The 12952-nt window shown below is 67.1% G+C and carries 10 protein-coding genes; 9 read left to right on the plus strand and 1 reads right to left on the minus strand.

Annotated elements, in window-relative coordinates; genetic code table 11:
• Positions 1-43 precede the first annotated feature (43 nt).
• The 9 genes from K2R93_13105 (at position 44) to mobA (ending at position 11149) form a co-directional block, all read left to right on the plus strand.
• Entirely contained in the window at positions 44-1837 is a 1794-nt protein-coding gene (locus tag K2R93_13105; GenBank protein MBY0490773.1) for an FAD-dependent oxidoreductase, read from the plus strand.
• Positions 1834-3645 carry a 2-oxoacid:acceptor oxidoreductase subunit alpha gene (locus K2R93_13110; GenBank protein MBY0490774.1) on the plus strand — a complete coding sequence of 604 codons (1812 nt, stop codon included), beginning with the start codon at positions 1834-1836 and terminating at the stop codon, positions 3643-3645. Before K2R93_13105 ends, K2R93_13110 begins: the two co-directional genes overlap by 4 nt.
• Complete coding sequence (locus tag K2R93_13115; protein MBY0490775.1) at positions 3642-4697, plus strand: 2-oxoacid:ferredoxin oxidoreductase subunit beta; 1056 nt, start codon at positions 3642-3644, stop codon at positions 4695-4697. The genes K2R93_13110 and K2R93_13115 overlap by 4 nt, the downstream gene beginning before the upstream one ends.
• Positions 4698-4702: 5 nt before the next feature.
• Entirely contained in the window at positions 4703-5203 is a 501-nt protein-coding gene (locus K2R93_13120; protein ID MBY0490776.1) for an NAD(P)H-dependent oxidoreductase subunit E, read from the plus strand.
• A 63-nt stretch (positions 5204-5266) separates the two neighbouring features.
• On the plus strand, positions 5267-6802 hold the full coding sequence (locus tag K2R93_13125) for a formate dehydrogenase (protein MBY0490777.1): 1536 nt from the start codon (positions 5267-5269) through the stop codon (positions 6800-6802).
• On the plus strand, positions 6799-9516 hold the full coding sequence (gene fdhF / locus K2R93_13130) for a formate dehydrogenase subunit alpha (GenBank protein MBY0490778.1): 2718 nt from the start codon (positions 6799-6801) through the stop codon (positions 9514-9516). The genes K2R93_13125 and fdhF overlap by 4 nt, the downstream gene beginning before the upstream one ends.
• On the plus strand, positions 9509-10327 hold the full coding sequence (fdhD, locus tag K2R93_13135; protein MBY0490779.1) for a formate dehydrogenase accessory sulfurtransferase FdhD: 819 nt from the start codon (positions 9509-9511) through the stop codon (positions 10325-10327). Before fdhF ends, fdhD begins: the two co-directional genes overlap by 8 nt.
• The gene (locus K2R93_13140) at positions 10317-10547 is read left to right on the plus strand and encodes a formate dehydrogenase subunit delta (GenBank protein MBY0490780.1); all 231 of its coding nucleotides are present in this window, start codon (positions 10317-10319) and stop codon (positions 10545-10547) included. Before fdhD ends, K2R93_13140 begins: the two co-directional genes overlap by 11 nt.
• A gap of 20 nt (positions 10548-10567) precedes the next feature.
• Entirely contained in the window at positions 10568-11149 is a 582-nt protein-coding gene (mobA, locus tag K2R93_13145; protein MBY0490781.1) for a molybdenum cofactor guanylyltransferase, read from the plus strand.
• Positions 11150-11291: 142 nt separating this feature from the next.
• Here mobA and K2R93_13150 read toward each other — a convergent pair whose 3' ends face one another.
• Positions 11292-12923 (minus strand): NAD-dependent malic enzyme, encoded by a 1632-nt coding sequence (locus tag K2R93_13150; GenBank protein MBY0490782.1) that lies wholly within the window; start codon positions 12921-12923, stop codon positions 11292-11294.
• Positions 12924-12952 lie beyond the last annotated feature (29 nt).

Genomic DNA, 12952 nt, shown 5'->3' on the forward strand with positions numbered 1-12952 from the left:
TAGCTAGAGTACGCGCGACACTCCCCCACGCACCCCCAAACAAATGGCAGCGACCGATGTCTCCGACCCGCAATACTACCACCGGGTCGTGGATTGCCAGTGGGCCTGTCCGGCCCACACGAACGTTCCAGGCTACATCCGCCTGATCGCCCAGGGCAGGTACACCGAGAGCTACCTGCTCAACCGCGAATCCAACGTCTTCCCGGGCATTCTCGGTCGCGTCTGCGATCGCCCCTGCGAACCCGCCTGCCGGCGTGGGCGCGTGGAAGAGAAGCCGGTCGCCATCTGCCGCCTCAAGCGCGTGGCCGCCGATCACCGCGACGAAATCAAGGATCGCCTCCCCAAGGCGCCGTCGGTCAAGAACGGCAAGCGGGTCGCGCTCATCGGCGCCGGACCGGCGTCGCTCACCGTCGCCAACGATCTGCTCCCGCTGGGCTACGACGTCACGATCTTCGAGAAGAACGCGACGCCCGGTGGTCTGATGCGCATCAACATCCCGTCGTTCCGCCTGCCGGAGCAGGTGCTCGACGAGGAGTGCGATTACATCATCGACATGGGCGCGCACATGCAGTACGGCACGCCCGTCACGAGCCTCAAGGCGCTGCTCGACGACGGCTACGACGCCGTGTTCGTCGGCGCCGGCGCCCCCAAGGGCAAGGAGCTCGATATCCCCGGCCGCTGGGACGCGCCCGATCAGGTGCACATCGGCATCGAGTTCCTCGCCAACGTGCACTTCAAGCACATCGAGTCGATCGGCCCCAAGGTCATCATCATCGGCGTCGGCAACACGGCCATGGACTGCTGCCGCACGTCCAAGCGCCTCGGCGCCACTGATGTGAAGGTCGTGGCCCGCCGTGGCCGCAAGTACTTCAAGGCCTCGCCGTGGGAACTGGAAGACGCCGAGGAAGAGCAGGTCGAGATCATCGAGAACCACGCGCCCAAGCGCATGGTCATCGAGAACGGCAAGCTCGTCGGTATGGAGTTCGAAATCCTCCAGTGGACCGAAGACGCCAACGGCAAGCAGACCAGCACGGTGATGGGCACGACCATCATCCCCTGCGACCAGGTCATCCTCGCCATCGGTCAGGACAACGCCTTCGAGTTCATCGAGCGCGACATCGGCGTCAACTTCGACAGCAAGGGGATGCCGATCGTCAGCAAGACCACGCACCAGAGCACGCACCCGAAGGTCTTCTTCGGGGGCGACGCGGCGTGGGGCCCGGAGAACATCATCTGGGCGGTGGCGCACGGTCACGCGGCGGCGATCTCCATCGATCTGCAGTGCCAGGGCAAGCACGTCGACCACGATCGCCCGCCCTACGGCATGACGCTCGTGAGCGCCAAGATGGGCATGCATTCGTGGGCGTACGACAACGACTACGAAACGGCCAAGCGCGCCAAGATGCAGCACGAAGATCTGGTGACGCGCTTCAAGGACCTGCACACCGAAGTGGAGCTCGGCTTCACCGCGGAGCAGGTCGCCACCGAAGTGGGGCGCTGCCTCAACTGCGACATCCAGACGCACTTCACCGCCAAGAGCTGCATCGAGTGCGATGCGTGCGTGGACATTTGCCCCACGAACTGCCTCACGATCATTCCTGAGGAGCCGGAAGAGGCGCTGCGCCCCAAGCTGTCGGCGCCGGCGCTCAACCTCTCGCAGGCGATCTACGTGTCCGAAGCGCTGCCGCAGACCAAGCGCGTCATGGTGAAGGATGAGGACGTCTGCGTGCACTGCGGCCTGTGTGCCGAACGCTGCCCCACGGCGGCGTGGGACATGCGCCTCTTCGACCTCAAGAAGCCGATCGCAGCCTTGATCCCCGGACTGGTGGGCGTATGAGCGGTATCAACGATTTCTCGTTCAAGATGGGGACCGTGAACGGCACCGGCTCGGCCAGTGCCAACGGCCTCCTCATGCAGGCCATCTTCCGCATGGGCATCCCGGTCACGGGCAAGAACATCTTCCCGTCGAACATCCAGGGGCTGCCCACGTGGTACGAAATCCGCGTCAGCAAGGACGGCTACACGGCGCGTCCGAGCGAAGTGGACCTCGTGGTCGCGCTCAACCCGGCCACCTACGCCAAGGACGTGGCCACGGTGCGCCCCGGCGGCTACCTGGTGTACGACTCCAGCTGGCCGCTCGATCCGGACCTCGTGCGCGAAGGGATCACCATTCTGGGGATCCCCTTCGGCAAGATGTGCGTGGAGAACTTCCAGGGCGATCGTGATCGCACCCTGCTCCGCAACATCGTCTACGCCGGCTCGCTGGCCGCGCTGCTCGACATCGACATGGACGTCATCAGCAGCATGCTCGCCGAGAAGTACGGCAAGAAGCCGAAGCTGCTCGATTCCAACCACAAAGCCATTCGCCTCGGCTACGACTACGCCAAGGCGAACTTCCACTGCCCGCTGCCGTTTCGCCTCGAGAAGATGGACGCCACGAGCGGCTCCATCCTGATCGACGGCAACACGGCCTGCGCACTCGGGGCGGTGTACGCCGGCGCGACGGTGGGGGCCTGGTACCCCATCACGCCGGCCACCGCGCTGATGGAGCAGTTCAAGGGTTTCTGCGAGAAGTTCCGCGTCGAGAAGGAAACGGGCGTACACAACTACGCCATTCTCCAGGCCGAAGACGAACTCGCCGCCGCCGGGATCGTGATCGGCGCCGGCTGGGCGGGGGCGCGCGCCTTCACCAACACGTCGGGCCCCGGCATCTCGCTGATGCAGGAGTTCATCGGCCTCGCCTATTACACCGACATTCCGGCCGTCTTCTTCGATGTGCAGCGCTGCGGCCCGGCCACGGGCATGCCCACGCGCACGCAACAGGCCGACCTCATGTCGCTGGCGTATGCCTCGCACGGCGACACCAAGCACATCGTGCTCTTCCCCGCCAACCCGGGCGAAGCGTTTGAGATGGCGGTGCAGAGCTTTGACATCGCCGAGCGCTTCCAGACGCCGGTGTTCGTGGCGACCGATCTCGACATCGGCATGAACGACTGGATGGTGCCGCGGCTGAAGTGGGACGACAGCTACCGCCCCGATCGCGGCAAGGTGCTCGATGCCGCCGGGCTGGAGAAGGTCCAGAAGTTCTCGCGCTACCTCGATGTGGACGGTGATGGCATCGCCGCCCGTACGCTCCCCGGCGTGGGCGGCAAGGGCGCGTACTTCGTGCGCGGCTCCGGCCACGACAAGCACGCCGCCTACACCGAAGACTCGGACGCCTACCTCGAGCTCGTCGATCGCATCAAGCGCAAGATCGACGGCGCGGCCAATCATGTGCCGCAGCCGGTAATCATCCGCCAGCCGGGCGCCGAGATCGGCCTCGTCACCATCGGTGGCTGCGACGCCGCCGTGCGGGAAGCGGCCGACAAGCTCAAGGCCAAGGGGATCCTCGTGGATGTCATGCGCATCCGCGGCTTCCCCTTCAGCGCCGAAGTGAAGGCGTTCTTCGACAGCCACAGCACGAACTTCGTGATCGAACAGAACCGCGACGCGCAGCTGCGGGCGCTGCTGGCCATTGAAACCGGCCTCCCCCGCGACAGCATGACGCCCATTCTCGATTACGGCGGGATGCCCCTCACGGCCAAGACCGTGGTGGACGCCGTCTCGACCCACGTGGCGGCGCCGACCGCCGGAGCGACCGCATGACGAGTATTGCCAAGCCTCCTGTTCGTCACCCGAGCTCCCGCACCAACGGCCTCGGGCTGACGCTCCGTGATTACGAAGGCGCGATGTCCACGCTCTGCGCCGGCTGCGGCCACGACTCCGTGACCGCCGCCATTGTGCAGGCCGCCTGGGAGCTCGAACTGCAGCCGCATCGCGTCGGCAAGATGAGCGGCATCGGCTGCTCGTCCAAGACGACCGCGTACTTCATGAAGCAGTCGCACGGCTTCAACTCCGTGCACGGCCGCATGCCGTCGGTCACCTCGGGCGCGGCCGCCGCGAACCGCGGCCTCACCTACATCGGCGTCTCCGGCGACGGCGACTCGCTCTCCATTGGCCTCGGCCAGCTGAGCCACGCCATCCGCCGCAACGTGAACATGCTGTACATGCTCGAGAACAACGGCGTGTACGGCCTCACGAAGGGGCAGTTCTCCGCCTCGGCCGACGTGGGCTCCATGAGCAAGAAGGGCGAGGCCAACGAACAGCAGCCGATCGATCCGGTGCTGCTCGCGCTCACGCTCGGTGCCACCTTCGTGGGCCGCTCCTTCTCGGGTGACAAGAAGCAGCTGGTGCCGATCATCAAGGCCGGCCTCGCGCACAAGGGCTTCGCCATCATCGACATCATCTCGCCCTGCGTGTCGTTCAACGACCACGAAGGGTCCACCAAGAGCTACGCGTTCACGCGCGAGCACGAAGTGGAAGCGGTCGAGGCCGACTTCATCCCACTGCGCCGCGAAATCACCGTACCGGAGACAGGCGAGGACGTGCGCAGCGTTCAGATGCATGACGGCGCCACGGTCCGCCTCCGTTCGACGGCGCCGGATTACGATCCGACGAACCGCGAGTCGGCCTACGCGCATGTGCGCGCCTGCCAGTCGCGCGGGGAAATCGCCACCGGGCTGCTGTTCGTGAACGAAGATGGTCGCGAGATGCACGACTACCTCCGCACGCCGGAGACGCCGCTCGTGGACCTGCCCTACGACAAGCTCTGCCCGGGCGCCGCGGCGCTCGACAAGCTCATGGAGCGGTACCGCTGAGCGCCATGGCGCCGGACGCGTCCGCATCGCCCGCCGTGGATGGCGAGCAGGTCGTCCTCGACGAGCTGCTCGCCACGACGCCCACGCACCCGGAGTTTCTGCTGCCCGTGCTGCAGCAACTCCAGGCCCGCGTGGGCTTCGTGTCCACGCACGCCATCAAGTCCGTCGCCGAGGCGTTCAATCTCTCGCGGGCGGAGGTGTTCGGCGTCGTGACGTTCTATCGGGACCTGCGCGAAGCACCGGTTGGCGACACCGTCGTGCAGATCTGCATGGCCGAAGCCTGTCAGTCGGTCGGCTGTCGCGAGCTCGCGGCGCACGCCTGCCGGCAGCTCGGCGTCACGATGAACCAGACCACGGCCGACGGCCGCGTGCACCTTGAGGAAGCGTTCTGCTTCGGCAACTGCGCGCTGGGGCCGGCGGTCCGCATTGGCGACGACATCCACGGCGGTGTCACGCCCGAACGGTTCGACGAACTGCTGGCTGAGGCCGTCTCGCCGACGGTGTAGTCTGCCCCACCCCGCGCCTCCCTCCTGCGCGGGTTGCACTCCCCCACCACCCCCCGCGCCTCGATGCGCATCTACATCCCCAGCGACACGGGTGCGAAATCCGTTGGCGCCGATCGGGTCGCCGCCGCCGTCGCCGCGTGCGGCGTCGCGTGCGGCGCCGCCTACGAGATCGTGCGCACCGGCTCGCGTGGCGCGTATTGGCTCGAGCCGCTGGTGGAGCTCGACGGGCCGACCGGCCGCATCGGCTTCGCCAATGTCACCCCCGCCGAGGTGCCCTCGCTCTTTGGCGCTGGCGCGCCCGATGCCTCGCACGCACGCTGCATCGGCGTGGTCGCCGAACTGCCGTGGCTGGCCCAGCAGCAGCGCCTCACCTTTGCGCGCGCCGGGGTGATCGATCCACTCTCGCTGACCGACTATCAGGCGCACGGGGGCCTGACGGGGCTGCAGAAGGCGGTCGGCCTGGCGCCCGAGGCGATCGTCGCCGAGGTCACCGCCTCCGGACTGCGCGGCCGCGGCGGCGCCGCGTTCCCGGCCGGCATCAAGTGGGACACCGTGCGCAAGGCGAGCGGTGCACAGAAGTACATCGTCTGCAACGCCGACGAAGGCGATTCCGGCACCTTCGCCGATCGCCTGCTCATCGAGAGCGATCCGTTCCAAGTCATCGAGGGGATGATCATCGCCGGCCTCGCCGTGGGGGCCACGAAGGGCTACGTCTACCTTCGCAGCGAGTATCCGCACGCCATCCGGGTGCTGAATGCCGCCGTGGATCGGGCACGGGCGGCGGGTCTGCTCGGCGCGTCGGTGGCTGGCTCGCGACACGCGTTCGACCTTGCGGTGCGTGTGGGGGGTGGCGCCTACATCTGCGGCGAAGAGACGGCGCTGCTCGAAAGCCTTGAGGGGAAGCGCGGGGTCGTGCGCGCCAAGCCGCCGCTCCCCGCCCTCGCCGGTCTGTTCGGCGCGCCCACCGTCATCAACAACGTGCTGACCTTCGCCGCCGTCACCGATGTGCTCGCGCGCGGAGCGGCCCACTATGCCGGCTATGGTGTGGATCGTTCGAAGGGCACCATGCCCTTCCAGCTCGCCGGCAACATCAATCGCGGCGGCCTGGTGGAAGTCCCGTTCGGCGTGACGCTGCGACAGCTCGTCTATGACTTTGGCGGTGGCAGCTACAGCGGCCGCCCGCTCAAGGCCATACAGGTGGGTGGCCCCCTCGGCGCCTATCTCCCGGAATCCCAGTGGGACACTCCGCTGGGCTACGAACAGTTCGCCGCGATCGGCGCCATGCTGGGTCACGGCGGCATTGTGGCCTTTGACGACACCGTGGACATGGGCGCGCAGGCCGAGTTCGCCATGCACTTCTGCGCGCACGAGTCGTGCGGCAAGTGTACGCCGTGCCGCATCGGATCGACGCGTGGCGTCGAAGTGATCCAGCGCATCCGCAAGCGGGAGAACGCCCGCGCCAACTGGGCGCTGCTCGAAGAGTTGTGCGAAACGATGGAACTCGGTTCCCTGTGCGCGCTTGGAGGGCTCACGCCCATGCCGGTGCGCAGTGTGATGCAGCATTTCCCTGGTGACCTGCTCGCGAGGGCCGCGTCATGACGATCACGCTCACCATCGACGGGATGCCGGTGGCCGTACCCGCCGGCACCTCTATCATGCAGGCGGCAACTCAGGTTGGCGTGGACATCGCCAAGCTGTGCGCCACCGACTCCCTCAAGGCGTTCGGCTCCTGCCGGCTGTGTCTGGTCGAAGTCGAGGGGCGCCGTGGACTCCCTGCCAGCTGCACGACGCCCGCCGAAGACGGCATGGTGGTGCGGACGCAGACCCCCAAGGTGGCGCGCGTGCGGCGGAACGTGATGGAGCTCTATATCTCCGATCATCCGCTCGACTGTCTCACCTGCCCTGCCAACGGCAACTGCGAGTTGCAGGATATGGCCGGCGCCGTGGGGCTGCGCCAGGTGCGCTACGGCTACGAGGGCGCCAATCACCTTGTGGCCGAGAAGGACGAATCGAACCCGTACTTCACCTTCGATCCGTCCAAGTGCATCGTCTGCTCGCGCTGTGTACGGGCGTGTGATGAAATCCAGGGGACCTTCGCGCTCAGCATCACCGATCGCGGCTTTGCCTCGAAGGTGAGTGCCGGCATGAACGAGGGCTTCCTCGCCTCGGAGTGCGTGTCGTGCGGCGCCTGTGTGGAGGCCTGTCCCACGGCCACGCTGATCGAGAAGACGGTCATCGACGCCGGGCAGCCCGACCGCGTCGTGAAGACGACCTGCGCCTACTGCGGCGTCGGCTGTTCCTTCGAAGCGGAGCTCAAGGGAAACGACGTGGTGCGCATGGCGCCGGATCCATCGGGCGGCGCCAACGAAGGACACAGCTGTGTGAAGGGGCGCTTTGCGTGGGGGTACGCCACGCACCCGGACCGGGTGACCACCCCGCTCGTGCGCGACAGCATTCACGAGGCATGGCGCGCGGTGAGCTGGGATGAGGCCATTGCCGAAGCTGCGAAGCGGTTCCAGGCCATTCAGTCCGCCTTCGGAATTGGCGCGATTGGCGGCGTCTCCTCCAGTCGCTGCACCAACGAAGAGGTCTACGTGGTGCAGAAGCTCATTCGCGCCGCGTTCCAGAACAACAACATCGATACCTGCGCCCGGGTGTGCCATTCGCCCACCGGATATGGTCTCAAGCAGACCTTTGGCACGTCGGCCGGCACGCAGGATTTCAAGAGCGTCGAGTATGCCGATGTGATCGTCGTGATCGGGGCCAACCCCACCGACGCGCATCCGGTGTTCGGGGCCCGAATGAAGCGGCGGTTGCGTCAGGGCGCCAAGCTGATCGTGATTGATCCGCGGCGGATCGACCTGGTGCGGAGCCCGCACATTCAGGCCGCGCATCACCTGCAGCTCCGCCCCGGTACCAACGTCGCCGTGATCAATGCCCTCGCCCATACGCTGGTCAGCGAAGGGCTGGTGAACGAGGCCTTCGTGGCTGCGCGGTGCGACGCGCGATCGTTCCAGCAGTGGCGCGACTTCATTGCGCAGCCGCAGAACAGCCCGGAGGCCACCGAAGCCTTCACCGGCGTTCCCGCCGCCGAGCTCCGCGCCGCGGCGCGCCTGTATGCCACGGGCGGTAACGGCGCGATCTACTACGGCCTGGGCGTGACGGAGCACAGCCAGGGGAGCACCATGGTGCTCGGCATCGCCAACCTCGCCATGGCCGCCGGTCAGGTCGGGCGCGATGGCACGGGCGTGAACCCGCTGCGCGGCCAGAACAACGTGCAGGGCTCGTGTGACATGGGCTCGTTCCCGCACGAGCTCCCCGGCTATCGCCACATCTCCGACGATGCGACGCGCGCGAGCTTTGAAGACGCGTGGGGCGTGTCGCTCGACCCCGAGCCGGGGCTGCGCATTCCCAACATGCTCGCCGGCGCCCTCGCCGGGCAGTTCCGAGGGATGTTCATCCAGGGCGAAGATCTCGCGCAGTCGGATCCCAATACCCAACACGTCACGGCGGCGCTCGCGGCCATGGACTGTGTCGTGGTACAGGACCTCTTCCTGAACGAAACGGCCAAGTACGCGCACATCTTTTTCCCGGGCACGGCGTTCCTTGAGAAGGACGGCACCTTCACCAACGCCGAGCGTCGCATCAATCGCGTGCGGCCCGCCATGCCATCGCGCACGGGTATTCAGGAGTGGGAAGCCGTCACGCGCCTCGCGACGGCGATGGGCTACCCCATGCACTACCGGAACGCCGCCGAGATCATGGACGAGATCGCGCGCCTCACGCCGAGCTTCGCCGGCGTGTCGTTTGCCTATCTCGATCAGGTGGGGAGCGTGCAGTGGCCCTGCTCCGCGCAGACGGCACCACGCGGGACGCGCATCATGCACGAAGAGGGCTTTGTGCGCGGCAAGGGGCGCTTCCTCATCACGCAGTACGTGCCGACCGACGAACGCGCGAACCGCAAGTACCCGCTGCTGCTCACGACCGGGCGCATTCTCAGCCAGTACAACGTGGGTACCGAAACACGCCGCACGGCCAACACGGTGTGGCATCCCGAAGATGTGCTGGAGATGCATCCGGCCGATGCGGAGGTGCGCGGTATCGGTGACGGCGACGGCGTCCAGCTGGCGAGTCGCAAGGGCGCGATCACGCTGCACGCCCACGTGACCGATCGCGTGCCAGCCGGGGTGGTGTACACGACGTTCCACCACCCCGACTCGGCGGCCAACATCGTCACCACCGAATACTCCGACTGGGCCACCAACTGCCCGGAGTACAAGGTCACCGCGGTGGAGGTACGGCCGGTTGACTGAGCCCGTCGAGGCGCTCGCCGCGCACCCACGCATGGTCGCCATTGGCGATCGCACGCAGACGTGGGGGATCGCGCTCGAGGTCCCCGTGGAGATCACGCTCAACGGCGAACCGTGGACGGTGCTGCTGGCGTCCCCCGAGTCGCTGGAGGATCTCGCCGTGGGGCTGGCGGTCACCGAGGGCGTGTTGCGTGACGTGACCGCCGTCGAGGCGATCCACACGGCCACCTTCCTGCGCGACGTGCGGGTCGATTTGCGCATCCCGACATGGGCAATCGACGCCACGGCGAAGCGGGCACGGACGCTCGTGAGCGGGACCGCCTGCGGATTGTGCGGCATCGAATCGCTGGCGCAGCTGGAGGCCCGACGCCCAGTGCGGAGCCAGCCCCCCGTTCCCGTCGCCGATGCGGCGATCCGCGCGGCGCTCGAGGCGCTGCCGGCGCTCCAGCCACTCAATCAGGCCACGCGCTCGGTCCACGTGGCCGCGTGGTGCACGCTCGAGGGGACCATTCAGCTCGCCCGCGAGGATGTGGGTCGCCACAACGCGCTCGACAAGCTCGTGGGGGCGCTGGCCCGCATGGACCGGCTCGCTGAGCAGGGCTTCATCCTGATGAGCAGCCGCGGGAGCTACGAGCTGGTGGCCAAGGCCGCCGCCCTCAATGCCCAGCTGCTGGCCACCGTGTCGGCGCCGACGGCGCTGGCCCTGACCTGGGCCGATGCGTTGCAGTTGCCGCTCGCTTCCACGGTGCGCACCGGCGATCTTGTAGAGGTCGTCCGCTTCCCCCACTCCCCAGTGCCCCCCGATGCCGACTGACGACCTGGTGCGCATGGCCAACCAGATCGCGCAATTCTTCGCCGTGTACCCGGACGAAGACGCGATCGACGGTGTGCGCGATCATCTCGAAAAGTTCTGGCCCCCGACGATGCGCAAGGAACTCGTTGCCATCGTGGACGGCCTGCAGCTCGCCGAGGGCGAGCTGCACCCGCTCGCGCGTCGGGCGGCCGAGCAGCTGCGCAATCCGGCGGGCGAGTGAATCCCACGTCGGAGTCTCGTGTGATCGACAAGGCGGCGATCACCGGTGTCATCCTCTGCGGTGGTCGCGGCCGGCGCATGGGTGGCGTGGACAAGCCCCTCGAACTGCTCAACGGCCGTCCGCTGGTGCGCCACGTGCGCGAGCGGCTCGTCCAGCAGGTCGGCCGCATTGTCATCAGCGCCAACCGGTCGCTCGACGCCTACTCGTCGTTCGGCGATGTCATCGTCACGGATATCGAAGCCGGCCTCGGGCCCCTCGAAGGCATCGTGTCGGCGCTGTCGCTGATCGAATCGAGCTGGTTCTTCTGCTGCCCCGGCGACGCCCCCAAGCTCGACCGTGGCCTCGTGGCCCGCCTCGCCGCGCACGCCGCGGGCGTCGATGCCGTGATTCCCCACGACGGCGAATCGGCACAGCCCCTCTTTCTACTCGGCCGCGCCACGCTGCGCCCCGCCATCGAGGCCTATCTGGCGAGCGGCGAACGCGCGGTAACCGCCTTCGTGACCGGCCTGAACGTCACGGTGGTGGACTGCGCGGATATCGCGGAGAGCTTTGCGAATGTGAATACGCAGGCGGAACTGGCGGAGATGGCGGGGCGGGAATAGGCCTTTGTGCCGGGGGCCAGACCTCAACCCCCGAGAGTTCAGGACGAAGAAGATCAGGGGGGAGAGCTCAGGACCACCGCGGTCCTGAGCTCTCCCCCCTGAATTTCTCCCCCCTGAGCTCTCAGGGGTTAGCAAACCATCCCTACACCAGACTGTGGTACTCCGGGACATACATCGCCTCCCGCACCGCCTCCGCGATCGACTCCGGACGCTCGCGCCGCGCCAGCCCCTGATCCCACGCCAGCGTCGCCACCGCCACCGCAATCGCCTGACTCACCTCGCGAATGCGGGAGAGGCTCGGGTAGATGCGCCCCATCGCCAGATCGTCATCGGTGCACATGTCGGCCAGCGTACGCGCCGCCACGGCGAACATCTCCTCGGTCACGCGCGTGGACTCGGCGACCACCACACCGAGCCCTACGCCCGGGAAGATGTAGGCATTGTTCCCCTGCCCCGGTACGTGGGCCTTGCCCTTGTACTCCACCGGCGCAAACGGGCTGCCGCTCGCAAAGATCGCCGCGCCGTTCGTCTCCGTATACGCCTCACGCGCCGTGCACTCCGCCTTGGACGTCGGGTTCGAGAGCGCCATGATGATCGGCCGCGGATTGTACACCGCCATCGCGCGCAGGATCTCCGGCGTGAACTGGCTCGGCGTCCCCGAGACACCAATGATCGCGTGCGGCTTGATGCTGTGCACCGCCTCGAGCAGCGTGGCCGTGGGCGCGTGATCGTGCGCATACGGCTTCTTGTGATGCGCGAGGTCCGTGCGCGACTGCACCACCAGCCCCTTCGAGTCCACGAACCAGCAGCGCCGACGCGCCTCGGCTTCGGGCACCCCCGCCTGCATCATCGCATTCACGACCAGGTCGCCAATGCCGATGCCCGCTTCGCCGGCGCCGTGGAACAGCAGCCGCATCTCGTGCAGCGGCACACCAGTGAGACGCGACGCCGAATAGAGACCGCCGAGCGTCACCGACGCCGTTCCCTGAATGTCGTCGTTGAAGGTGCAGATCTGGTTACGCCACTTCTCCAGCAGCACGAACGCGTTGCTGTTGCCGAAGTCCTCGAACTGCAGGCAGGCCTTGGGGAAGCGCTCCTGCACCGCCTCGATGAACTCGGTGATGAGCGCGTCGTACGCCGGGCCGCGCAGGCGCGGGCGCCGCAGCCCCATGTACGCATGGCTTTCGCGCAGCGCCGTGTTCTCGGTGCCCACGTCGATCGTGATGGGCAGACACTGATGCGGCGACACACCGGCGCACGCCGTGTAGAGCGTGAGCTTGCCGATCGGGATACCCATGCCGTTCGCGCCCAGATCGCCGAGGCCGAGGATGCGCTCGCCGTCGGTCACCACGATCATGCGCACGTCGTCGTGCGGCCAGTTCGCGAGGACCTCGCGCACCTTGCCCGCATCTTCAGCCGTCACGTAGAGGCCGCGCGACCGGCGGAAGATGCGCCCGAACTCCTGACACGCCTCACCGACGGTGGGCGTGTAGAGCACCGGCATCAGCTCCTCGAGGTGGTCCATCACGAGCCGGTAGAAGAGCGTGATGTTCCGGTCGTGGAGGCCGACGAGGTAGATGTACTGGTCGAGCGGTGTCGGCTTGCCGCGGACGGCGGGCACGATACGCTCGAGCTGTTCATCCTGGGTCATGATGCGCGGCGGGAGGAGGCCGCGCAGGCCGAGCGCTTCACGCTCCGCTTCAGTGAATGCCGTCCCCTTGTTGAGGACGGGATCATTCAACAGGTCAGCCCCTCGCTTGAGTGGCGTATGCATATCAGCTCCAGCTGTGCTTTGAGGCAGCG

It is taken from the genome of Gemmatimonadaceae bacterium (assembly GCA_019752115.1).
In the GTDB taxonomy this organism is placed as follows: domain Bacteria; phylum Gemmatimonadota; class Gemmatimonadetes; order Gemmatimonadales; family Gemmatimonadaceae; genus Gemmatimonas.

Coding starts and splice junctions, on each gene's coding strand:
- K2R93_13125 (MBY0490777.1), top strand. CDS start 5,267: ATGCGCATCTACATCCCCAGCGACACGGGTGCGAAATCCGTTGGCGCC.
- K2R93_13150 (MBY0490782.1), bottom strand. CDS start 12,923: ATGCATACGCCACTCAAGCGAGGGGCTGACCTGTTGAATGATCCCGTC.
- K2R93_13110 (MBY0490774.1), top strand. CDS start 1,834: ATGAGCGGTATCAACGATTTCTCGTTCAAGATGGGGACCGTGAACGGC.
- fdhF (MBY0490778.1), top strand. CDS start 6,799: ATGACGATCACGCTCACCATCGACGGGATGCCGGTGGCCGTACCCGCC.
- K2R93_13120 (MBY0490776.1), top strand. CDS start 4,703: ATGGCGCCGGACGCGTCCGCATCGCCCGCCGTGGATGGCGAGCAGGTC.
- K2R93_13105 (MBY0490773.1), top strand. CDS start 44: ATGGCAGCGACCGATGTCTCCGACCCGCAATACTACCACCGGGTCGTG.
- K2R93_13115 (MBY0490775.1), top strand. CDS start 3,642: ATGACGAGTATTGCCAAGCCTCCTGTTCGTCACCCGAGCTCCCGCACC.
- K2R93_13140 (MBY0490780.1), top strand. CDS start 10,317: ATGCCGACTGACGACCTGGTGCGCATGGCCAACCAGATCGCGCAATTC.